Here is a 21,114-nt window from a genome sequence, read left to right on the forward strand (position 1 = left end):
GAATTCGCCATGGCACTGTTCCTGTGACCTGTGCAGATAAAAAGAACCAACGTCTGCGCGGCTAGGCTTTGCCTGAGATAGCGGGCGCCGCGGCCGTGTGGGCCTGGCCGCATCGTGCTCGGCCACGCCTGCCCGGGTCGTGGCCACAGAGCCGCTGACAGTGGCCGGGTCGGTGGCCATCGAACACCACCGGCGGCCGCATGATGCTCGACCGACGCACGGTCTCCGACAGCTGCTGTCCGCGGCCAGGGTCGACCGGCGAGCGATCCGAGGAATGGCCGATCGGCCATTCCTGTCGTGGCCGTTGGCCGCCAGGCTCCACTTCGAGTCAACTCGAGCATGGCCACGACGGACGGCCACGAGAAGAACTACCGCGGCGCTACGGCGAGAGAGGCTGGAACCACCGGGGCGATCGGGCAAGGTCTGCGCGAGCCACGCGGAGCATCGAGACCGCGGGAGCGGCGGCTGCCGCGATGGGCGGGCACGAACCGAGGCCGACACGCCGAGCGACGAGTCCGCGACGCAACGCGGTGGCAGATCTCGCCACCCGGAGCCGAGGCCGGAGACCGAGGAGACCTCCCACGCCAGCGCGTCCTCGCCGTGCAACCAGGATCAATTGGTTTAAAGTTCCGTCGTGTCTGCGAGGCGCTCGGGATACATCTCCGTCGGTAACCTCCCGGCCGAGGTGACTGATTTCATCGGTCGCGGTGGCCTGCTCACACAGTCTCGAAAGATTCTGCTGGAATCCCGGATGACGACGATGGTCGGTACAGGCGGTGTGGGGAAAACCCGCTTCGCGTTACGGCTTGCCGCCGACGTGGCCCACGCGTTCCCCGACGGGGTCTGGCTGGCCGAGTTATCGGACCTGGCAAAGACAACGGATTCCCCGTTGCTCGAACAAACCGTGGCCGAGGTGTTCGGACTCAGCTGTTTCTCGGTTCAGCGACCGGGAAAGGCGCTGACCGAGCATCTGGCCGATCGGCGTTGTCTACTGATCCTGGACAACTGCGAACATCTGGCTGACGAGGTCGCCACACTGGTCTCGCACCTACTGCGTACCTCGAATGCCCTGCACGTCATGGTGACCAGCCGCAAGATACTCGGCTGCGCCGGTGAGCACGTGATCTCGATTCCGCCCCTGCACGTCCCCGACGTCGGAGCAGTGCCCGGCGGGGAGGCGTTGGAGCTCTTCCAGCAGCGTGCCGCCGCGATCGGAGCTCCGGTCACCTCGGCCGATCGCCCCTCCGCGCTGGAGATCTGTCGACGGCTCGACGGGCTGCCCCTGGCCATCGAGCTGGCCGCCGCACGATTATCCAGCCTCTCCGTCGAGGAAGTGCTGGAGCGGCTGGAGGACAGGTTTCGGTTGCTCACCGGGGGCACCCGGCCCGGCAACCCCACGCACCAGACGCTGCGCCAGGTGATGGAGTGGAGCCATCAGCTGTGTAGCGAGCGGGAGCAGCTGCTCTGGGAGCGAGCCTCGATCTTCACCGGCGGCCTCGATCTCGACGCGGCGGAAGCAGTGTGCGCCGGCGCCGGGATCGCCGCCGAGGAGGTCCTCGACACCCTCACCGGATTGGTTCGGCAGTCAGTGCTGACGGTGGAGCGTCATGGCGGACGCACCAGGTACCGGATGCTGGAAACCGTCCGCCAGTACGGGGCGCGGTTGCTGGAGCGACGAGGTCAGGAGCCGGAGTTCAGGGCGAGACACCGCGACTACTACCGGCGACTGGTGGCCGACGCCGCCGAGGACTGGTTCGGTCCGATGGAGGTTCGTTGGCTGCAGTGGGCACACGCCGAGATGCCGAACCTGCGCGCAGCGCTGGAGTACGGCTCGGCACAGCTCGACCCGACGCCGAGTCTCGAGATGGCGATCAACCTGGCTCGGCTGCGGATTTGGTTCTTCAGCGGCTGGCCAGGTGAAGGCAGAGCCTGGCTCGATCGTGCGCTGCGGTGCAGCCGTAACCGGTTGGCGGACGACGAGGCGACCCAGGCCTTGCGGTTGGCCGCGACATCATTCGCCGGCTGGATCAGCCTGTGCCAGGGCGACCGTCATGCAGCTCACCGTTACCTACTCGAATGCCAAGCCCTGCCGGGCCGCGACTCGTTCGGGGCCGCCGACTTCTTTGACGCGGCATATGTGCTGCTCGTCGGCTCGGAGCGACGATCGATCGCGATGTTCGCCCGCGTAGTGGACACGCTACGTGCCGTGAGCGCTCAACCAGCGGACATGGCCATGGCGGCGACCATGCATTCGATCGCGGCCAGTTTCCTCGCCGATCCCGAGGATGCCTTGACCATCTCCGAGCGGCATCTCGACGACTCGGTCCGGGAACAGGGGACCTGGCAGACCTCCTGGGCACAGTGGTCGGTGAGCCTCGCCCGGTCACGGCACGGTGATCATCAGGGTGGGCTGCGGGCGGCTCGGAAGTCACTGCGCGCCCAGTGGGACATCGGTGACCAGTGGGGCACGGTATGGGGCACACACGCGGTCGCCTGGCTCATGGTCGCCGACCTCCGCGCCACGCTGCGCCATGGCCAGAAACCGGACCCCGCTACCGCTGGAAAGATCGCACGGATTCTGGGTGGCGCGCACCAGCTGCGGCAGTTCACCGGGGTCGACCTGGCCGGTCTGGAGCCGTTGCGTACAGCCACCGCCGAGGCTGAGCAGTTCGCGCGGCGAGCACTCGGGGATCACGCGTACCCGCTCGCCTTCGAGCAGGGGAAGTTCCCCGGGGAGCATCGCGCGGACGCCTACCGCCACATCCTCGAGCTGACGTTGGACGAACGACGTCCGAAGGCGACGCCGAGCACGGCATCGACGGATAGCGCGGAGCGGCTGACCGAGCGGGAGACGGAGATCGTCGCTCTGGTCGCGCGGGGCGCGACCGACGCCCAGATCGCGCAGCGCCTGGTGATTTCCATCCGCACCGCACAGACCCACGTGGCGAACATCCTGCGGAAACGCGGCGTGCGCAACCGTCGGGAGTTGGCCGCCTGGTACCTGCGGGAACACCCACGACCCGCTCCATGACCGGGCACTACGCCCTGAGCTGGCGGCGATAAGGTCGCCTCGGTCGTGCCACCGGAGAGGCGGGAAGCGATGGCACCCGTCGCGGAGGATTTCACCCAGCGGATCGACGAGTACCGGTCGGAGCTCCTGGCGCACTGCTATCGGATGCTGGGGTCGGTCCACGACGCCGAGGACCTGGTCCAGGAGACCTACCTGCGTGCATGGCGGGCGCGGGACCAGTACGACGACAGCCGGGCGTCGATCCGCACCTGGCTGTACCGCATCGCGACGAACGCCTGTCTGACCGCACTCGAAAGCAGCCGGAGCAGGCGGCCCCTGCCGTCGGGCCTGGTGGCACCGAGCGAGGACCCGTCCGCGCCGTTGGTGCGCGGTGAGGTCACCTGGCTGCAGCCCCTGCCGAGCGCGCTGCTGGGGGCCGACCCGGGGAAGGCGGCGGTGGACCTCGGCTCGCTCCGGCTGGCGTTCGTCGCGGCGATCCAGCACCTGTCGGCACGTCAGCGGGCCGCGCTGATCCTGCGCGATGTACTGAAGTTCTCCGCTGCCGAGTCGGCCGAGATCCTCGGCATGTCGACGCCCGCGGTCAACAGCGCGCTGCAGCGCGCCCGGGGGCAGCTGCGCGACGCCGGGGTCCTCGAGGACACCGTCGCCGAACCGTCCGAGCACGAGGTGCGGGCGCGGATCGACCGGTTCGTCGAGGCCTTCGAGCGGGCGGACATCGCCGCGCTCACCCGGCTGCTGACCGACGACGTGCTGCTGGAGATGCCGCCGATGACCAACTGGTTCATCGGCCGCGAGCACTACGCCACGTTCATGGTCTGGGTCTTCTCGATGTGCACGGACTGGCGGATGGTGCGGACCTCGGCCAACGGCCAGCCCGCGCTGGCGGCCTACCAGCGGGCCGAGGGCGGCGGCTACCGGCTCCACACCCTGCAGGTACTCACTGTCACCACCGCCGGGATCAGCCGCAACACGGTGTACCGGGACGCCGAGGTGTTCGCGGCCTTCGGGCTGGCGGAGGAGCTGGCCGGGACACACTCGCACTAGCCGGGGTCCGCGCCCCGCCCTGGCTACCGGACGGGGCGCGGAGCTCCGGTGTCAGCTCGCCACGGCGACCGGGCTGTTGTGGTACGCGACGATCAGCCAGTCGTCGTCACGCTTCTCCAGCACCCAGGTGGCGTGGACGACGCGGTCGGCCGGAACCTCGGTCTCCCCGGGGAACCGCAGGGCGGTCTCGCTCACCACGACCGCCGCCGAGTCACCCAGGAAACGGATGCTGTCCAGCTTGTCGATGTTCGTGCTGCCCTTGAGGAACGACGCGAAGCCGGCGGCCATCTGCTCCCGGACGTCCTCCTTGGACCTGCGGTAGGAGCCGGGCAGGATCGCGGTGGCGTCGTCGCGGTAGTTCACGACGAAAGCGTCGGCGTCGCCTGCCTCCCACGCCTGGTACAGGTCTGCCAGGACGCTCTTGATTGCCGCCTCGTCGTGGGATCGGGTCACGGTCATGGTTCGCTCCTCGGTACGTGGATTCATCGAGGCCTTCGGCAGGCCCACCAGTACATACCGGCCGGGGTCTCGGAACTCATCGCACTGAGCCGAGGTCTTTTCCGACGAGTTCGAACCGTCGCTAGTGCGCGCGCGGGGTGGCGTGCTCGACCGCTTCGAGGAGCAGGTCCGTGACGACGGACGGGGCGGTGACCAGCGGGGTGTGGTCCACGGCGTGCGCGCGGACCGTGGCGCCCATCCGGTCGGCCATGAAGGCCTGCGTCTGCGCCGGGATCATGCGGTCGTCCTCGGCGAGCAGGTACCAGCTCGGGCGGTCCTTCCAGAGCGGGCGCCCGACCGGGGTGGTGATGCAGTCGGGTGAGATCGGCCGCTGGACGGCCTGGAGCAGGGACTGTTCGGCCGGGGTGGCGTTCTGGGCGAAGGCCGAGGGGAAGGCTTCGGCGGGCAGCCAGATTTTGCCGTGTTCGTCGGGGGCCAACGCCGGCGCGGCAGGGTGCGGGGTCGCGCGGTAGAACACGTCGGCGACGGTCTCCCCCTCGTCCGGGGCGAGTGCCGCGACGTAGACCAACGCCGCCACGGAGTCGGCACGGATGGCTCCGATGACTCCGCCCGCGTAGGCGTGCGCGGCCAGTACGACCGGCCCGTCGACCCGCTCCAGGGTGTGTTCCAGTGCGGTGACGTCGTCGGACAGAGACGTCAGTGGCAGCGGTGCGGCGACGGCTCGGACGCCCACGGCGTGCAGGCCGTCGATCACCTTGCGCCAGCTGGACCCGTCCGCCCAGGCTCCGTGGGCCAGGACGACGGTCACGTCGGAAGACATGTCTACTCCTTCGGGATGAGGGTGGTGTCGTGGTGGGGGTGCGCGAGGGGTCGGGCCGGTCGGGTCCCGGTGGACCGACCGGGCCCGGCCCGTCGTGGTGCTCAGCGGGACTCGACGTCGTCCAGGAAGGCCCGGATGCTCGCCGCGACGTGCTCGGCGTGGGTCTCGAGCGCGAAGTGGCCGGTCTCCAGCAGCTCGACCTTCGCGTTCGGGTTGTCCCGGGTGAAGGCTTCGGCCCCGGCGGGAAGGAAGAACGGATCGTGACGGCCCCAGATGGCCAGCAGCGGCGGGGTGTGGGACCGGAAGTACTCCTGGAACGCGGGATACAGCTCGACGTTGGTGTGGTAGTTGCCGAGCAGGTCGAGCTGGATCTCGTCGGCGCCGGGGCGGGCGAGGTAGTGGTTGTCCAGGGCGTACCCGTCCGGGGAGACCAGCTCCGCGTCGGCTCCCTCGGTGTACTGCCACTGGGTGGTTCCCGGGGCCAGGAAGCCGCGCAGTGCCTCCCGGTTCTCTGGCGTGCGGTCCTTCCAGTAGGCCTGGATCGGCGCCCAGCCGTCGCTGAGTCCCTCGGTGTAGGCATTGCCGTTCTGCGAGATGATCGCCGTGATCCGCTCGGGGTGGCTGACCGCGAGCCTGAAGCCGACCGGTGCGCCGTAGTCGAAGACGTAGACGGCGTAGCGATCCAGCCCGATCTTCTCGGTGAATCCCTCGATCACGGTGGCGAGGTTGTCGAAGGTGTACTGGAACGTGTCCCGGTCCGGCATGTCTGACTGACCGAACCCTGGCAGGTCCGGCGCGACCACGTGGAAGCGGTCGGCCAGCTCCGGGATGAGGTCCCGGAACATGTGGCTGGAGCTGGGGAAACCGTGCAGCAGCAGCACGGTCGGCGCATCGCTCGGGCCGGCTTCGCGGTAGAAGACCCGGACCGAGTTCACTTCGGTTGACCTGTATCGAACGTCCATCATCGGCTCCTTGGCTGAGAGGTGTCTCTGGGCTGGGATCGGGCGGGAGATCAGGTGAGTGCTTCGCCACCGTCGACTGCGAGGGTCACTCCGGTGAGGAAGGTGTTGGTGAGCGCGAACAGCGCCGCGGCGGCGATGTCGTCGGCGTTGCCGATGCGGCGCGCGGGGTTGTCCTGGGCCTGCTTGGCGAACATGGCCGCCTTGCCGTCCTCGCCGAGTGCGTCCCACGCCCCGGTGTCGATCACGCCGGGCGAGATCGCGTTGACCCGGATCGGCGCCAGCTCCACGGCCAGTGACCGGGTCAGGGTGTCCGCCGCGCCGTTGGTGATGGCCACCGCCATGGTCCCGACGGCGATCTTGAACGCGGCGACTCCGGAGAACAGCACGAACGAGCCGCCCTCGTTGATGCGCGGTCCGAGGTGCTTGGCCAGCATCAGGGGGCCGATCACCTTCGTGTTGAAGGAGTTCAGGACCGACTCGCGGGTCAGGTCGGCCAGCCGGCCCCTGGCTCGCGCGGACGCGGTGGACACGACGTGGTCGATCGTGCCGAGCCGCTCGCCCAGTGCGGCGATGGACGCGTCGTCGGTGACGTCGACGGTCTCGGTGGTGATGCCGGGTTCGTCGGCGTAGGCGGCCCGCAGCGCCTCGGCGCTCCGGCCGGCCGCGACGATCTGTGCCCCGGCGTCGCGCGCCGCCAGCACGATCGCCCGGGCGATACCGCTGCCCCGTCCGATGACCAGGACCCTTCGGCCCTGCAGAGCGTCAGTGGTGCTCATGTCTCCGCCTTTCGAGTAGAGGTCCACTTGTAACCTCTGCGATTCGAGCTACTGGTTAGTTGCTGGGCTGATCTGACACCAAAAGCTCTAACTTGTCAAACTCATCTGACAGGTTAGTATCAGGATCGTGAGGTGGACCCCGGCGCTCGGCGAGGAGCAACTGCTGCTCGACCTGCTCAACAGCACTCCGGTCACCAGGAGTGACTCCGTGGACCTGCTGGACGACGAGCAGGTCCACGGATGGGCGCGTGCTCGTGGCGGTGTCGGCACGGCGGGCGAGGCCCGCACCCTGCGCCGGACGCGTCGGCTACTGCAGTCCGTGGTTCGGGGAGACATCCCGGCGGCGGAGCTGGAGCCAGCCGCGCGCCACCTGAGACTTCGCCCTCGGGTGGGTGACACCGGGCTGGACTGGCAGCCGGATGTCGATCACCCGGACCATCGGCTGGCGGCCCGGGCGCTGCTCGCGTGGGGCGTCGTCACCGAACAGCTGCCGGGGCGGCTCCGTGCCTGCGCCAACCCGGAGTGCGGGCTGTTCCTCCTCGACCGGAGCCGGGCCAACACCGCGCGGTGGTGCTCGATGAGCCGATGCGGGAACCGGATGAAGGCGCGGCGGCACTACCAGCGCGGTCGCCGCCCGGCGGCACGGTCGTGAGCACCAGCGCAGCTCGGTCTCAGGGACACGAGGCTGCGCCCAGCGTCCCTGGTGGTCCGATGTAACCGCGACCACACTCTGCAACACATGTCCGCCTGGGCCAACCGTGTCATCTCGGGTGGGGCTTGGTCTCCACGAACCGTAAGCCCACCCCTGATCGGAGCCCTCGTGAGTTCTCCTCGCCGCCCCACCGGCCGCGGCGCTCGACGGTGGGCGGTTCTGCTCGCCGCGGTGGCCGTCGCGGCCACCGCATGCGGCAGCGCGGCACCGGAGTCGCGGGGCTCCGCCGACGTCGGCAGGTTCGACGCGTTCGACTCGGTGGTCCCCGACCCGGCCGCCGCGTCGAAGCTGCCCGCGCGGATCACCCAGGCGGGCAAGCTCGTCGTGGTGATGAACGCGTCGAGCGCACCGGTCGAGTTCTATGCCGACGACAACAAGACGATCATCGGGCTCAACGCGGACCTGGCGCGGGCGATCGGGAGAACGCTCGGCGTCCCGACCGAGATCCAGGACGTGCAGATCGACGGGATCATCCCCGGCCTGATGGCCAAGCGGTTCGACATGGCCATCGCCAGCATGGCCGCGACCACCGAACGGCTCAAGGCGCTCGACATGGTCCGCTACGGCGAGTGGGGCAACTCGTTGGCGGTTGCCGAGGGCAACCCGCTGAAGCTCACGCCGCAGACGCTGTGCGGGCACAAGATCGCGGTCGAGCAGGGCTCGATCCAGGAGGCGCGGCGCCTTCCGGAGCTGTCCGCCGCACAGTGCGATGCGACCGGACGGCCGGAGGTCCAGGCCGTGGTGCTGCCGAGCCAGACCGACGCGGTGCTGCAGCTGGGTAGCGGCAGGGTCGACGGGGTGCTCGGCGACACCCCGGTGATCGGGTACGCCGCGGCACAGACACCGGACAAGTTCCAGGTGGTCGCCGAGCTCAACCGGGGCGCGGTGGCCGTCGGGCTGGCCAGGGGCAGCGACCTCACCCCCGCCGTGCAGGCGGCCATCCAGTCGCTCATGACCACAGGGACCTACCAGCGGATCTTCGCCAAATGGGGCATGGCGGGCGCGGTGACCGCGACGCCGTCCCTCGAAGGATGAGCACCACCCACGCGGCGGTGACCGACGAGGACGACGAGCTCACGATCATCCGGCGGCGCAGTCCGATGCGTCTCGCCGGGATGGTGGTGCTGGTCGTGCTCGCCGCGATGCTGGTGAACACACTCGTCACCAACACCCGCTTCGACTGGGGCGTCGTGGCCCGGTACCTCACGGTCGACGCCGTGCTCGCCGGCGCGTGGCTCACCCTGGAGCTGACCGTCATCGCGATGGTGCTCGGGGTGCTGCTCGGGATCGCGCTGGCCGTCATGCGGGTCTCGCGCAGCAGGCTGCTGTCCGGCACGTCGTGGGCGTTCGTGTGGTTCTTCCGGGGCACGCCGCTGCTGATCCAGCTCATCTTCTGGTTCAACCTCTCGGCGCTCTACCCGGCGCTGTCGCTGGGCGTCCCGTTCGGTCCGGAGTTGCTCAGCGGCAGCTCCAACGCCTTCATCACCCCGTTCGTCGCCGCCGTGCTCGGGCTGTCGCTCAACGAGGCCGCCTACATGGCGGAGATCATCCGAGGCGGTCTGCTCGGTGTCGACCGAGGTCAGACCGAGGCCGCGCAGGCACTCGGGATGCGGCGCACGCTCATCCTGCGCCGGATCGTGCTGCCCCAGGCCATGCGGATCATCGTGCCGCCGACGGCGAACCAGACCGTGTCGATGCTGAAGAACACCTCGCTGGTCAGTGTGCTCGGCGCCGCCGACCTGCTGCACAGCGCGCAGATCATCTACTCGCGGACCTACCAGACGATCCCGCTGCTGATCGTCGCGGCGCTGTGGTACCTGGCGATGACCTCGGTGCTGAGCCTCGGTCAGTACTACGTGGAGCGCTACTACCGGCGAGGCGAACGGAGCGTGGCCTCGTGACGGGAGCGGCACCGCCACTCGTGCGCGCCAGGAGGCTGCGCAAGTCCTTCGCCGACGTCGAGGTGCTGCGCGGGGTCGACCTCGAGGTCGAGGCGGGTCAGGTGTGCTGCATCATCGGGCCCAGCGGCTCGGGGAAGTCCACCCTGCTGCGTTGCATCAACCATCTGGAGAAGCTCGACTCGGGGCAGGTCCACGTGGACGGCGAGCTGATCGGCTACCGGCGGATCGCCAGCACGCTGCTGGAGCTGTCCGAACGTGAGGTCGCCAGGCAGCGGGCCGGCATCGGGATGGTGTTCCAGCAGTTCAACCTCTTCCCGCACATGTCGGTGCTGGGCAACGTCATGGAGGCACCCCACCGGGTACGGAAGCTGCCGGTGGCACAGGTCAGGGCTGACGCCCTGCTCGCGCTGAGCAAGGTCGGGCTGCGGGACAAGGCGCAGGCCTACCCGAAGCAGCTGTCCGGCGGACAGCAACAGCGCGTCGCGATCGCCCGCGCGCTGGCGATGAAGCCCAAGCTGATGCTGTTCGACGAACCGACGTCCGCGCTGGACCCCGAGCTGGTGGGAGAGGTGCTGGGGACGATGCGGGCGCTGGCCGACGACGGCATGACGATGATCGTCGTGACCCACGAGATCGGGTTCGCCAGGGAGGTCGCCGACCTGCTGGTGTTCGTCGACGAAGGAGTGATCGTCGAGCGTGGGGTCCCGGCCGAGGTGCTGGCGAACCCGCGCCACGAACGGACCCGCGCGTTCCTGTCGAAGGTGCTGTGAGGCCATGACCACGACACTCGACGCCGAGGTGGGGGTCATCGGGGTGGGCACCGTCGGCAGCATGCTGATGTGGCGGCTCGCGCGGCGCGGGGTCGCCGCCATCGGTTTCGAACGGTACGCGCCGGGACACGACCGGGGCGCGGTCGGCGGGGAGACCAGGCTGTTCCGCATGGCGTACGCCGAGGGTGCCCGCTACGGCGAGCTGCTGCGCTCGGCGTCGTCGAGATGGCGGGAGCTGGAGGCCGAGTCGGGAGCGGCGCTGCTGGTGCAGTGCGGTGGGCTGGCGATCGGCGACCCCGGCCATGACTACATCGGCGGCCTGCTGGCCAGCGCGTCGGCGGCCGGAGTGCCGGTCGAGGTGCTCGACCGGGCCGAGACACACGACCGGTTCCCCCGCCATGTGCTGCGCGCGCGCGAGGTGTCGGTGCTCGACCGCCAGGCTGGGTTCATCCGCTGTGAACCGGCGGTCCTCGCGGCGGTGGAGACGGCGGAACGCCACGGCGCGACCGTCCTGCGCCACACCGAGGTCGACGCGGTGACCGAGCACGCCGGTCACGTCGAGATCCGCACCGGGGAAGGGAGCTGGCGGGTGCGCGAGGCCGTGGTCTGCGCCGGATCGTGGAGCACCCGGCTGCTGCCTGCCCGGTGGCGGGCGCATCTCCAGCCGAGGCGGGTGCCGTTGAGCTGGTTCGCGGCGCGGCGGCCCTCGGAGTTCGCCCCGGACCGGTTCCCGATCTTCATCCACAGGGTCGACGACGTCGAGATCTACGGCGCGCCGACCGTCGACGGGGTGTCGGTCAAGGTCGCCGGGGGTGTCGTGTCGAACGCGGTCGACGACCCGGACCGGATCGAACGCCGGCACGACCGGGCCGACGTCTCGACCATGTCCCGGCTCGTGGGCGAGCTGGTGGACGGGCTGGTTCCGGATCCGATCCGGACGGACACTTTCACCGACCTCTACAGCCGCGACGGGACACCCGTGGTCGGCAGGCTGGGTGCCGGGAGCAGGTTGCTGGTCGCCTCGGGATTCTCCGGCCGCGGCTTCAAATACTCTCCGGCTCTGGCCTCGGTCGTGGCGGACTGCCTGGTCGGGGGCACCGAGGTACCCCTCGACTTCATGCGGCCGGAGCGGCTCCTCGCGACTTAGCGCGGAAGCTCGACTCACGGAGCCTGTCGCTGCGGGGACATGGCCTCGCTGTCCGCGCCCAGGCCCGCGAGCAGCCGTAACCCGTCCTCGCTGGGGCTGCCCGGCGCCGCCGACATCACGATCAGTTCCATGCCCGACTCGTCCGGCAGCACGAAGTTCTCCTGGTGCAGCTCCAGCAGCCCGACCAGCGGGTGCCGGTACGCCTTACGTCCGTGGCCTCGGGCACGGACGTCCGCGCGGGCCCAGAGACGGCGGAAGCGTTCGCTGACCATCGCCAGCTCGCCGATGAGCGACGCCAGGCGCGGGTCGTCCGGGTATTTCCCAGCGGCCAGGCGCAGGTGTCCGACCACGTCGAGGGTGCAGGTCTCCCAGTCCGCGTACAGGCCACGCTCGGTCTCCTCGAGGAAGATGTGCCGAGCGGTGTTCAGACCCGGCATCGGCCGGCCGTAGAGCAGCCCCGCGAGGCGGTTCCCGGCCAGCACGTCCAGACGGTGGTCCATGATCAGTGCGGGTGCGTCGGGCACCAGGTCGAGCAGGCGCAGCAGCTCCGGGCGGACCCGCCCGCCCGGCGCCTTCGCCCTGCGGCGCCGGTGGCGGGCGAGCCGGTAGAGATGCTCGCGTTCGGTGTCGTCGAGGCCGAAGACGCGGGCCAGCGCATCGAGGACCTGCTCGGACGGCTGGGTCGCACGGCCCTGCTCCAGGCGTACGTAGCAGTCGACGCTGACCCCGGACAGGTGCGCGGTCTCCTCGCGGCGCAGCCCCTCGACCCGGCGGCGGCTGTCGGTGGGGATACCGACGGCCGCCGGGTCGACCCGCGAACGCCGGGTCCGCAGGAAGCTCGCGAGATCGTCCATCCACCCAGTATGGGCGCGGCGCCGCCGGTGCGGGTGGTCCCGCCGTTACCAGGAAGTCCCGTCCTACGGAAGCGCCGCCCCTGAACGTCGCGCGTCGCGGCGCCCAGCATCGAAGGCATCCGAACCAGAGGAGTCCCGATGAAGACGCTGATCGTCTACGCCCACCCCGAGCCGAGGTCGCTCAACGGATCGCTCAAGGACCTCGCGGTGTCCACGTTGGAGGCCGAGGGGCACGAGGTGCGGGTGAGCGATCTGTACGCGATGCGCTGGAAGGCGGTCGTGGACGCCTCCGACTACGGCCCCGACGCGTCGAGCCCGCTGACGGTGCCGCTGGACTCGGGACGGGCCTTCGACGCCGGAACGCTCACCCCCGACGTCCTGGCCGAGCAGCGGAAGCTGCTGTGGGCGGAGGTGATCATCTTCCAGTTCCCGCTGTGGTGGTACTCGATGCCGGCGATCCTCAAGGGCTGGGTGGACCGGGTGTTCACCTACCACTTCGCCTACGGCGTCGGCGAGCACAGCGACACCCGCTACGGCGAACGCTTCGGCGAAGGCACCCTGGCCGGCAGGAAGGCGCTGCTGTCGGTGACCATCGGCGGCCCGGAGGCGCACTACTCCGCTCGCGGGATCAACGGCCCGATCGAGGATCTACTGTTCCCGATCCACCACGGGATCCTCTACTACCCGGGCATCGAGGTGCTGCCGCCGTTCGTGATCTACCGCGCCGATCGGATGACCGCCGAGGACTACCCGGACGCCGCCAAGGCCTGGGAGCAGCGTCTGCTCACCCTGTCCTCGACCGAACCCATCGCGTTCCGACGGCAGAACTTCGGCGACTACGAGATGCCCTCACTGCAGCTGAAGGAGGGCCTGGAGCCCGAGGGCCGCACCGGCTTCGGCCTGCACACGGCGCCGACAGGCAGGTGACGCCCGGCCCCCGGCTACACGTCGCAGCATGTGTATCCCTGTGGGTCGCGCCTTCCGCGTTGAAAATTGGTGTGTCGAAACGCCCGACTCGCTGTGCTCAGACGCCCGACTCGCGGAAGGAGCGGGCGCCGACATCGCGCGAGTCGGGGACGTGGGCACACTGAGTCGGGGACGTGGGCACACTGAGTCGGCAGCGTGGGCACACTGGCCGCGGTGGAGGCAGGTTCCGCGCACCACGCCGGGGCGCCGATCCCGTTCGCTCGTTCCCGGCCTTATTTTCGGTCTGCGAGGTGCCCGGCCTCGGCGAAACGGCTCAGGAGCGGCTGCGTGCCCTCGGGGCTCAGCAGGACCTCACCAGCCGCGTCGGTGTCATTGATCGCGTCGACCATGCGGGCGAGCATGGTCTGCTCGAACGCCGCGATCGCGGCGTCGACGGTCGGGTGTTCCGGCGAGAACAAGGCGTGGACGAGCTCGACCGCGTCGAGCAGGGCCATGTTCACGCCCTCCCCGCTGAACGGCGGCATCACGTGGGCCGCGTCGCCGATCAGGGTGATCCCGGGATGAGGCCGCCACCGCTGATGCGCCGGCATCCCGTAGAGGGGCCAGTACGCGAAGTCGGTGTCGATCTGGTCGAGCACGCTCAGCAGATCCTGGCTCCAGCCCGCGAAGGTCTCGCGCAGGAATGCCTGGACGGCGGCACGGTCGACGAACCGGTCGCCCTGGCGCCGCGTCGGGTCCTCGGCGGCGCGGACCGCGAAGTAGACCCGCACCGAACGGTCGGCGGCGCGCTGGGCGAGGACCGCCCTGTTGTCGCCGAGGGCGTGCAGGACGCCCTCGCCGGTGTGCCGGGCGATGAACGACTCGGGACCGGGCGAGCGCAGGTCCGCGTGGATGAAGGTGACCCCGCTGTAGGCCGGCGCCTCGGTCGTGACCAGCGGGCGCGCGCGGGAACGGATGCCGTCGGCGGCGATGACCAGGTCGGCGTCGACCCGCGTGCCGTCGACGAGGCTCACCCGGTGACCGCCGCCGGGCAGTGGCGTCACCGCGTCGACCTCGGCGCCCCAGGTGATCATCTCCGCTGGCAGGGAGTCGATCAGCAGCTGTCGCAGCTGCACCCGGTCTATCTCCGGCCGGTACTCCTCGGCCGACTCGTCGACTTCCAGCAGGACGGTTCCGTCGGGCTCCATCAGGCACAGCCGCTGTCCCCGGGGTCGAGCCAGCTCGTCGAACCTCGCGCCGAGTCCCATCTCGCGCAGCGCCCGCTGCCCGCCCTGCTCGGCGAGGTCGAGGCTGCCGCCCTGGGAGCGGGCGTGCGGGCTCGTGTCCCGCTCCAGTACCCGCGGCGCCAGTCCGCGCTGGTGCAGCATCCGGGCCACCGCGAGCCCGGCCGGGCCGCCGCCGAGGATGACGATGTCGGCGGCGCGGACGGCCCGCTCGGCTGAAGAGAACTCGGTCATGGTCGAACTCCTGTCCTTCGACACGATCAGATCTGGGCGAGGCCGCCGTCGACGACGATCTCCGAGCCGGTGATGTACGAGGCGTTCTCGCCCGCGAGGAAGACGACCGCATGCGCGACGTCCTCCGGTTGTCCCCACCGCGCCATCGGCACGGTGGCGGTGACGTACTCGTCGATGGCGGTCCGCATCGCCGGGTCCGGCTGCGCGGTCAGCGGAGTCGCGATGCAACCGGGCGTGACCGCGTTGATCCGCACACCTCGCCGGAGCACGTCCTCGTCCAGTGCCAGCGTGCGGACGAGGCTGCGCACCGCCGCCTTGCTGGCCGAGTAGAGCGGGTCACCCGGACGGCCCTTGGCCTCGGCGACCGAGCTGGTGACCACCACCGAACCGCCCCGGCGCAGCAGCGGCAGCAGCCCGACCACGCAGAAGAACACGCTCTTGACGTTGGTGGCCATCATCAGGTCGAAGTCCCGCTCGCGGGTGTCCGGTACGGGCGGCGCGTCGGACCTGCCCGCGTTCGCGAACAGCAGGTCGACCTGCTCGTACCGGGCACGAACCTGTTCGGTCAGCTGCTCGACCCCGGCCATCGTCGCGAGGTCCGCCGCCACCGTGTGCACGGGCGCGCTTCCCCCGATGCGGTCCGCTGCCGCTGCCAGCCTGCCCGCGTCCCGGCCGACGATCACCAGCTCGTAGCCGTCCTTCGCCAGCTCGGCGGCCGTCGCCAGGCCGATCCCACTGCTCCCGCCGGTCACCACCGCGACTCGACCGTTCCGGCTCCGCTGCATAACGTGCTCGCCTACCTTCTGATCCACACCTCACACCACTGAGACACAAATGTATGTCAGTTACTTTTCTTGGTGAGTTACATGTCGTGCATGACACACGAACGTCATCGCGGACGTCGACTTGTACCCTCAACCCGGTGGGCGGCGACCAGCACGAGAGCGGCACGCGACCGAGCCTGCGCGAACGCAAGAAGCTGCTCACCCGCCAAGCCCTCATCGACACGGCCGAGGGCATGTTCGCCGAGCGCGGGTTCGACAACGTCACCGTCGCGGAGATCGCCGACGCGGTGAACGTGGCCGCCAAGACCGTCTTCGTCTACTTCCCCACCAAGGAGGACCTGGTCTTTCACGGCGAGGACGAGGTACTGCGCACCCTGGTCGAGCACATCCGCAACCGGCCGGCCGGCCACACCCCGCTCGACGCGGTGGTGGAGATGCTCGGCCAGACGATGACCGCCAGCCCGCTCGGCGCGGTCACCGAGCTGGAACGCCTGCACCGCACCGTCGGCGAGAGCGCCGGGCTCCAGGCCAGGATGCGGCTGATGTGGGAACGCTTCGAGCTGGCCGTTACCGCCGAGCTCGCCGAGGACACCGGCGTACCCCGGTACGCGCCGCGTCCTCGTATCGCCGCTGCTCAGCTCGTGATGATCTACCGCACCATGGCCTCACCCGAGGCGATGACCTACATCCGGACGCACCCCGAGAACCGCCGGAACCAGGCCTTCGACGACTGGCTCGCCGTGGCACGGGACATGACCGGCGAGGGCATCGCCGACTACGCCCGACGCGAGCGCTGAGAAGTCCGTGCCGCGTCACCCCCGCGCGTGGAGCGGCTTGTCGATCCGTTCGCGGAGGATGTCACCGTGACCCGCGTGCCTGGCGAATTCCTCGATCATGGCGAGCAGGGTCCACCGCATGCTCACCGTTCCCTCGCGGGGATTGTCCAGGGTGTCGTCCAGGTCGAAGCGGGAGGCGATCTCACGTGATCGGCTGCTCGCTCGCTCGAACTCGGCGATCACCTCGGCCAGCGACTCGTCGTCGGCGACGGCGAAGGTGCCCTCGTCACGCTTCGAGTAGCCGTCGCATTCGGACTCGTCGAGGCCCGCCCAGAAGCGCTGGAACCAGATCCGTTCCGCGGCGGCGGCGTGTTTGACCAAGGAGATCGGCGTTGTCAGCGACGCGACGAACCGGCTGCGAGCCTCGGTTTCGGAGAGCCCACGCACGGTCGCGACGAGTGCCTCACGGTTGCGATCGAGCATGTTCTCGATGATCGCTCGCTCCGTGCCGGTGGTGATTCGCTCGGTGCTCATGGCTTTCATTCCGATCTCGTGCCGGTGTGAGGATCTTGGGCGATTGCCCTGGCGGTGCGGTCTAAAAAAGGGAGTGGGGGCCGGAGCGTTCGATGCGCTCGGCGCGGAAAGCGCACGCAGCGCCGTGGGGCCTTGGCCCCGAGGGGCGGCCCGGCGTCGACGAGCCGACACCTCACGACAGTATGCCGGGAGGCGGCGGTCGAAGTCCTCGGCATACGAAGCCTGCGTCAGTGGCCAGCAACGCTGGCCGTGGCACGGGACGTGACCGGCGAGGGCATCGCGGACTCCGCACGACGCGATCGCTGAGGGCCAATCCGCCCGAGCGCAGCCGGAACACATTATAAGAACACTCTTTGCTGTCCAGCTATCCGGACTATCGCCCTTGAACTGGGCTCATTCGTGGAGCGACTTCCTATGAAGAGGTAAAGAGTATCCTTTGTTCACTCGTCCGTGACGGAGCTAGGTCGTTACCTAGCAAACAGCCGTTACTGGAGGAACTCATGATGTGGGAGAAACGTCGTCGCTGGCAGGGGGCCCTGGCCATGGCGGCTTCGGCCCTGGCGGTAACCGGCTTCGCTGTGGTGGCACCCGGCACAGCTCAGGCACAGGAAAGCGGCCGCGACCAATCGTGCGTCGATACGCACACACCGGTCAGCATTCAAGAGGGCCTACCAGCGCTCTACTCGATCTACGGACGACTGTGCACGCCCCGAGGGGGCGATTCCGACATGGTCCAGGTTCTCATTCCGGGCGGGACGTACAACCACAACTACTGGGATTTGCCGTATCAACCTGAGCGTTATTCCTATGTTCAGGCACTCGGCGCCAAGGGTTACACCACCTTCAACATCGATCGAATCGGCACCGGACAGAGTTCGCACCCGCCGAGCCCGCTGGTCACCGTTCCGTCCAATGCGTACGTGGTGCACCAGCTCATCGACAAGCTGCGCCAAGGCAAGATCGGGGACCGTCACTACCGCAAGGTCGTCCTGGTCGGCCACTCCCTCGGCACGCTGACCGCGATGGTCGAGAGCTCCAGGTACCACGACGTCGACGGCCTGATCCTGACCGGCATCCAACACAAGATCCACCCCGGGGCGGCACCCGACTTCAGTGCGCTCCTGTGGCCCGCGGTGCAGGATCCCCGCATGCGCGACCGCGACCCCGGCTACCTGACCACCCGCCCGGGCGCCCGCGGCGGCATGCTGTTCTACCAGCCGACCAATGCGGACCCCGGTGCGATCGCCGCCGATGACAAGTACGCCAAGGACTCACTGACCGATCTCGAGCTCGGGCTGTTCCCCAGCAGCCTGGTCGACGGCACGACCGAGCGCATCACCGCACCGGTGCTGCTCGTCTCGGGCGGCAAGGACCAGATCTTCTGCGGCCTCGGCGGCTCCGACTGCACCTCGGCGGACACCGTCCGCGCACAGGAAGCCCCGCACTACCCGCACGCCAAGCTGACCACCTTCGTACTTCCCGAAGCCGGCCACTGCATCAACACCCACCGCAACGCGCCGGACTGGTACGCCGCGGCCGACCGCTGGCTCGACGACACGTTCCCGCGCGACTGACCGACCGGAAGGAACCATGACGCGGGGCACCACCACAGGTGGCGCCCCGCGTCATTCCCAGCCGCTACCGGACCTGCCCGGCTCGGCGGCGACGGGCATCGGACAGCACCGGTCTCACTCGTCTCCCGGCCAGCCGCGCGACCGGAGCATCTCCTCGGGCGAGGCCGAGGTGGCCCAGGACGCGGGACTCAGCTTGTAGCAGTCCCGGACGGCCGCCGAGGGGATGCGGAACGACCTGCCCACCTGGATCGTCCGCAGCTCGCCGGCGTGGATCATGCGGTAGATCGTCATCTTCGAGACCCGTAACAACGACGCGACCTCCGCGACGGTGAGGAAGTCCGGGGACGTGGCGAGAAGCGCGGCAACCTCGCGGCTGTCCGCTCCGGCCAGCGGGTGTGCAGGTCGACTGTTCATAGTGAGACTCACGATACCCAAGAGGTAGAACAGGTTCCAGAAAAACCGTCGCCGTGTGGCAAAGATTTCTATGGAGTTGTGGACACTTTCCGGTCGTGCACCCCGCGTCAGGATCAGGGTGTGACGTACCCCAGCCCGTTGTCACCGTCCTGGTTCCAGCCGTTGCCCTTCATGGTCGCGACGCTGGGTGCGTGGTCGGGGAACGCACGCCACCTGTTGTTGTTGCTGAACCGCAGCAGCTTGGCCTGACCGCCCTGGTTCGAGGTGTCGACGTACCCGATGACACCGGTGTCGGAGAACTTGCCGCCCTCGTTGGAGGACAGCGACAGCATGTAGGACGACCCGCCCCCGTTGAACTTGAGCTGGTGCAGGGGCAATCTTCCCGGTCCCGGCCTCGAGTGCACCTGGCCGATCACGCCGGAGCCGTTGTTGCGGTCGAATCCGCCGGGTGCGGAGCCGCCCGTCGAGTAGTAGTACGCATCGCCCTGGCTCCGGTACTCGACCAGCTTCACCAGGTCACCGGCGGGCGCGGTCGGCACCGGCTGAGCCGCCTGGGCGGTGCCCAGCGTGCCGAAGAACGTGAACGCGAGAGCTACCGCCGTCGCGCTGATCAGGGAGCGTTTCATGGATCTTCCTTTTCTGTTAATCACCAGATCGCGCGGCGCTGTGTCAGCAATTGCCGCGCGAGTTCATACGCGCGAGAACCTGTTCTCTACTTACGCCTCGCGCAGCTCACGATCGTTGCGCCCGGAGGCTGTACCCCAGCCCGCGCAGCGTGTGCATGAGGGGCGGATGGAACCGGTCGATCTTGCGGCGCAGCTTGAACACGTAGAGCTCCACGATCTTCGGGTCACCCGAGTAGTCGTAGGGCCAGACGTGGTCGAGGATGTGCGTCTTGGTGAGCACCTTCCCGGTCCGCCGCAGCAGGAACCGCAACAGCTTGAACTCGGTCGGGGTGAGCTGGATCGACCGGCCGGAACGCCGCACGTCGTAGGTCTCCTCGTCCAGCTCGAGGTCCGCGAAGCGCAGCACGCCGTCATCGGCCGTCGACTCGAACGCGGCGCTGCGCAGCACGGACCGCGCGCCGGCGAGCAGGTCCTCCAGGCTGAACGACTTGGTGAGGTAGAGACCGCCGCCGACCGCCAGTCCGGAGAACGTGCCGTGCAGCTGGTCGCCACTGGTCAGGAAGATCGCCGGGACGGGTTCAGGGCGCCCGTGCTGGAAGCGGGTGACCTGAAACCCGTCGTGGGCCACGAGGTGCGGGGCCCACTGCTCGGCCACCGACGACATCTCGACGGGGACGGCGGTACGGACCTGGTAGCCCTCGGACCGGAAGGCGCTCGACATCAGTTCGAGCATGGGCAGGTCGTCGCCCACCACCAGTAGTCGCAGCGCGAGCGCGCCCGAGGCCGTCTGCCCCTCGAGCGGGTGGGTCAGCGTCGGGTCGGTGTGTCCGAGCCGGCTCATCGCCGAGTCTCCTGACCGGTCCCCGAGGCGAACAGGCTCACCAGTGCGGCGGCCCAGGCATCGGGGTCCGCCCGGCCAGCACGAATCTCGCTCGTCGCGGCTTCGAGCGTGTGGTGCAGGCTCATGGCGACGATCTTCGTGTCGAACTCGGCCATCTCGCCGAGCATCTGTGCTCTGCGCATCAGCTGCTGCAGCCGCAGGATCTCCGGTTCGTGGACGTCCACCCCCAGCAGGGAATACCCGTCCGGCACCGGCATCTTGTGTCGAATCGCGCTGACCACCGCGCTCAGTTGCGGATACCGGGCGTGGAAATCGATGGTGGCCGTGATGTAGGCGTCCAGTGCGGCGGACGGGCCGGTTTCGACGCTCATCCTCTGCTCGACGAAATCGTCGGCGCGCTGGGACACCGCGGCGATGACCTCCTGCATCAATTCGTTTCGGTCATCGAAATGATGCGAGATCAGTCCAGTACTGCCCAACCCGGCGTGCTGCGCGATCCGGGCGAATGTCGCCGCGTCGTAGCCGACCTCGGCGATCACCGCGATCGCGCTTCGCACGATCTGCGCGCGCCGAACCTTCGGGCTCAGTCGCACACGAGTACTCGTCATTCCACGCTCCACGAAATACACTCCGCCGGACACGCTGATCCGACCCGGGCATTGATTTGCGACCGGCCATCATCCGGCGCTGGATAGAGATCAAGT

21 protein-coding genes and 1 pseudogene are annotated in these 21,114 nt (G+C 68.9%); 10 read left to right on the forward strand and 12 right to left on the reverse strand.

Features of this window, described 5'->3' with window-relative positions:
- Positions 1–760: 760 nt before the first annotated feature.
- Positions 761–3,031, forward strand: a complete 2,271-nt coding sequence (locus G406_RS46900) for a LuxR C-terminal-related transcriptional regulator (protein ID WP_156934882.1) — start codon at positions 761–763, stop codon at positions 3,029–3,031.
- Positions 3,032–3,100: 69 nt separating this feature from the next.
- Positions 3,101–4,075, forward strand: coding sequence for a sigma-70 family RNA polymerase sigma factor (locus G406_RS0114775; RefSeq protein ID WP_028934461.1), 975 nt, complete (start codon positions 3,101–3,103; stop codon positions 4,073–4,075).
- A gap of 51 nt (positions 4,076–4,126) precedes the next feature.
- Here G406_RS0114775 and G406_RS0114780 read toward each other — a convergent pair whose 3' ends face one another.
- The 4 genes from G406_RS0114780 to G406_RS0114795 all read right to left on the reverse strand — a co-directional run bounded on the left by G406_RS0114780 (position 4,127) and on the right by G406_RS0114795 (position 7,092).
- Positions 4,127–4,534, reverse strand: coding sequence for an SgcJ/EcaC family oxidoreductase (locus tag G406_RS0114780; protein ID WP_028934462.1), 408 nt, complete (start codon positions 4,532–4,534; stop codon positions 4,127–4,129).
- Between the two features lie 121 nt (positions 4,535–4,655).
- Complete coding sequence (locus G406_RS0114785) at positions 4,656–5,354, reverse strand: alpha/beta fold hydrolase (protein ID WP_028934463.1); 699 nt, start codon at positions 5,352–5,354, stop codon at positions 4,656–4,658.
- 101 nt (positions 5,355–5,455) lie between these two features.
- Positions 5,456–6,316 carry an alpha/beta fold hydrolase gene (locus G406_RS0114790; protein WP_342666219.1) on the reverse strand — a complete coding sequence of 287 codons (861 nt, stop codon included), beginning with the start codon at positions 6,314–6,316 and terminating at the stop codon, positions 5,456–5,458.
- A gap of 50 nt (positions 6,317–6,366) precedes the next feature.
- Positions 6,367–7,092 carry an SDR family oxidoreductase gene (locus G406_RS0114795; RefSeq protein WP_028934465.1) on the reverse strand — a complete coding sequence of 242 codons (726 nt, stop codon included), beginning with the start codon at positions 7,090–7,092 and terminating at the stop codon, positions 6,367–6,369.
- A gap of 127 nt (positions 7,093–7,219) precedes the next feature.
- Between G406_RS0114795 and G406_RS0114800 the strand changes: the two genes are divergently transcribed.
- From G406_RS0114800 to solA, 5 genes are all read left to right on the forward strand, one after another.
- Complete coding sequence (locus G406_RS0114800; RefSeq protein ID WP_051342111.1) at positions 7,220–7,744, forward strand: CGNR zinc finger domain-containing protein; 525 nt, start codon at positions 7,220–7,222, stop codon at positions 7,742–7,744.
- A gap of 168 nt (positions 7,745–7,912) precedes the next feature.
- Positions 7,913–8,839: an ABC transporter substrate-binding protein gene (locus G406_RS46905; RefSeq protein WP_064742922.1), complete on the forward strand. Its 927-nt coding sequence runs from the start codon at positions 7,913–7,915 to the stop codon at positions 8,837–8,839.
- Complete coding sequence (locus G406_RS46910) at positions 8,836–9,705, forward strand: amino acid ABC transporter permease (protein WP_037076680.1); 870 nt, start codon at positions 8,836–8,838, stop codon at positions 9,703–9,705. The genes G406_RS46905 and G406_RS46910 overlap by 4 nt, the downstream gene beginning before the upstream one ends.
- Positions 9,702–10,475 (forward strand): amino acid ABC transporter ATP-binding protein, encoded by a 774-nt coding sequence (locus tag G406_RS0114815; protein ID WP_028934467.1) that lies wholly within the window; start codon positions 9,702–9,704, stop codon positions 10,473–10,475. Before G406_RS46910 ends, G406_RS0114815 begins: the two co-directional genes overlap by 4 nt.
- Positions 10,476–10,479: 4 nt before the next feature.
- Positions 10,480–11,622: an N-methyl-L-tryptophan oxidase gene (gene solA / locus G406_RS46915; RefSeq protein WP_037076681.1), complete on the forward strand. Its 1,143-nt coding sequence runs from the start codon at positions 10,480–10,482 to the stop codon at positions 11,620–11,622.
- Between the two features lie 14 nt (positions 11,623–11,636).
- Here the strand turns inward: solA and G406_RS0114825 are convergent, their stop codons facing one another.
- Positions 11,637–12,476, reverse strand: coding sequence for a helix-turn-helix transcriptional regulator (locus G406_RS0114825; protein WP_028934468.1), 840 nt, complete (start codon positions 12,474–12,476; stop codon positions 11,637–11,639).
- A 138-nt stretch (positions 12,477–12,614) separates the two neighbouring features.
- Here G406_RS0114825 and G406_RS0114830 point away from each other — a divergent pair, with 138 nt between their 5' ends.
- Positions 12,615–13,403, forward strand: a complete 789-nt coding sequence (locus G406_RS0114830; protein ID WP_028934469.1) for an NAD(P)H-dependent oxidoreductase — start codon at positions 12,615–12,617, stop codon at positions 13,401–13,403.
- 272 nt (positions 13,404–13,675) lie between these two features.
- Here G406_RS0114830 and G406_RS0114835 read toward each other — a convergent pair whose 3' ends face one another.
- Together G406_RS0114835 and G406_RS0114840 are read right to left on the reverse strand one after the other, a co-directional pair.
- Positions 13,676–14,860: an FAD-dependent oxidoreductase gene (locus G406_RS0114835; protein ID WP_051342113.1), complete on the reverse strand. Its 1,185-nt coding sequence runs from the start codon at positions 14,858–14,860 to the stop codon at positions 13,676–13,678.
- Between the two features lie 26 nt (positions 14,861–14,886).
- Positions 14,887–15,645, reverse strand: coding sequence for an SDR family NAD(P)-dependent oxidoreductase (locus tag G406_RS0114840; protein WP_028934471.1), 759 nt, complete (start codon positions 15,643–15,645; stop codon positions 14,887–14,889).
- Positions 15,646–15,782: 137 nt separating this feature from the next.
- On the opposite strand from G406_RS0114840, the gene G406_RS46920 reads away from it, so the two are divergent.
- Positions 15,783–16,442 carry a TetR/AcrR family transcriptional regulator gene (locus tag G406_RS46920; protein WP_051342114.1) on the forward strand — a complete coding sequence of 220 codons (660 nt, stop codon included), beginning with the start codon at positions 15,783–15,785 and terminating at the stop codon, positions 16,440–16,442.
- A 15-nt stretch (positions 16,443–16,457) separates the two neighbouring features.
- Here G406_RS46920 and G406_RS0114850 read toward each other — a convergent pair whose 3' ends face one another.
- Positions 16,458–16,955, reverse strand: coding sequence for a DinB family protein (locus G406_RS0114850; protein WP_028934472.1), 498 nt, complete (start codon positions 16,953–16,955; stop codon positions 16,458–16,460).
- A 728-nt stretch (positions 16,956–17,683) separates the two neighbouring features.
- On the opposite strand from G406_RS0114850, the gene G406_RS0114855 reads away from it, so the two are divergent.
- Complete coding sequence (locus G406_RS0114855) at positions 17,684–18,529, forward strand: alpha/beta hydrolase (RefSeq protein WP_051342115.1); 846 nt, start codon at positions 17,684–17,686, stop codon at positions 18,527–18,529.
- A gap of 201 nt (positions 18,530–18,730) precedes the next feature.
- On the opposite strand, the pseudogene G406_RS46925 reads toward G406_RS0114855, so the two are convergent.
- The 4 genes and pseudogenes from G406_RS46925 to G406_RS0114875 form a co-directional block, all read right to left on the reverse strand.
- A pseudogene (locus G406_RS46925) lies at positions 18,731–18,943 on the reverse strand (helix-turn-helix domain-containing protein); the annotation flags it as partial.
- A 113-nt stretch (positions 18,944–19,056) separates the two neighbouring features.
- Positions 19,057–19,569, reverse strand: a complete 513-nt coding sequence (locus G406_RS0114865; RefSeq protein ID WP_028934474.1) for a hypothetical protein — start codon at positions 19,567–19,569, stop codon at positions 19,057–19,059.
- A gap of 106 nt (positions 19,570–19,675) precedes the next feature.
- Positions 19,676–20,410 (reverse strand): response regulator transcription factor, encoded by a 735-nt coding sequence (locus tag G406_RS0114870; protein ID WP_084216072.1) that lies wholly within the window; start codon positions 20,408–20,410, stop codon positions 19,676–19,678.
- On the reverse strand, positions 20,407–21,018 hold the full coding sequence (locus G406_RS0114875; protein WP_084216073.1) for a TetR/AcrR family transcriptional regulator: 612 nt from the start codon (positions 21,016–21,018) through the stop codon (positions 20,407–20,409). Before G406_RS0114875 ends, G406_RS0114870 begins: the two co-directional genes overlap by 4 nt.
- Positions 21,019–21,114 lie beyond the last annotated feature (96 nt).

The sequence above is a fragment of the Actinospineispora spinosispora DSM 44797 genome (genome assembly GCF_000429025.1).
GTDB classification, from domain to species: Bacteria; Actinomycetota; Actinomycetes; order Mycobacteriales; family Pseudonocardiaceae; genus Pseudonocardia; species Pseudonocardia spinosispora.

Coding starts and splice junctions, on each gene's coding strand:
- G406_RS46900 (WP_156934882.1), top strand. CDS start 761: ATGGTCGGTACAGGCGGTGTGGGGAAAACCCGCTTCGCGTTACGGCTT.
- G406_RS0114775 (WP_028934461.1), top strand. CDS start 3,101: ATGGCACCCGTCGCGGAGGATTTCACCCAGCGGATCGACGAGTACCGG.
- G406_RS0114780 (WP_028934462.1), bottom strand. CDS start 4,534: ATGACCGTGACCCGATCCCACGACGAGGCGGCAATCAAGAGCGTCCTG.
- G406_RS0114785 (WP_028934463.1), bottom strand. CDS start 5,354: ATGTCTTCCGACGTGACCGTCGTCCTGGCCCACGGAGCCTGGGCGGAC.
- G406_RS0114790 (WP_342666219.1), bottom strand. CDS start 6,316: ATGGACGTTCGATACAGGTCAACCGAAGTGAACTCGGTCCGGGTCTTC.
- G406_RS0114795 (WP_028934465.1), bottom strand. CDS start 7,092: ATGAGCACCACTGACGCTCTGCAGGGCCGAAGGGTCCTGGTCATCGGA.
- G406_RS46910 (WP_037076680.1), top strand. CDS start 8,836: ATGAGCACCACCCACGCGGCGGTGACCGACGAGGACGACGAGCTCACG.
- solA (WP_037076681.1), top strand. CDS start 10,480: ATGACCACGACACTCGACGCCGAGGTGGGGGTCATCGGGGTGGGCACC.
- G406_RS0114825 (WP_028934468.1), bottom strand. CDS start 12,476: ATGGACGATCTCGCGAGCTTCCTGCGGACCCGGCGTTCGCGGGTCGAC.
- G406_RS0114830 (WP_028934469.1), top strand. CDS start 12,615: ATGAAGACGCTGATCGTCTACGCCCACCCCGAGCCGAGGTCGCTCAAC.
- G406_RS0114835 (WP_051342113.1), bottom strand. CDS start 14,860: ATGACCGAGTTCTCTTCAGCCGAGCGGGCCGTCCGCGCCGCCGACATC.
- G406_RS0114840 (WP_028934471.1), bottom strand. CDS start 15,645: ATGCAGCGGAGCCGGAACGGTCGAGTCGCGGTGGTGACCGGCGGGAGC.
- G406_RS0114850 (WP_028934472.1), bottom strand. CDS start 16,955: ATGAGCACCGAGCGAATCACCACCGGCACGGAGCGAGCGATCATCGAG.
- G406_RS0114855 (WP_051342115.1), top strand. CDS start 17,684: ATGGTCCAGGTTCTCATTCCGGGCGGGACGTACAACCACAACTACTGG.
- G406_RS0114865 (WP_028934474.1), bottom strand. CDS start 19,569: ATGAAACGCTCCCTGATCAGCGCGACGGCGGTAGCTCTCGCGTTCACG.
- G406_RS0114870 (WP_084216072.1), bottom strand. CDS start 20,410: ATGAGCCGGCTCGGACACACCGACCCGACGCTGACCCACCCGCTCGAG.
- G406_RS0114875 (WP_084216073.1), bottom strand. CDS start 21,018: ATGACGAGTACTCGTGTGCGACTGAGCCCGAAGGTTCGGCGCGCGCAG.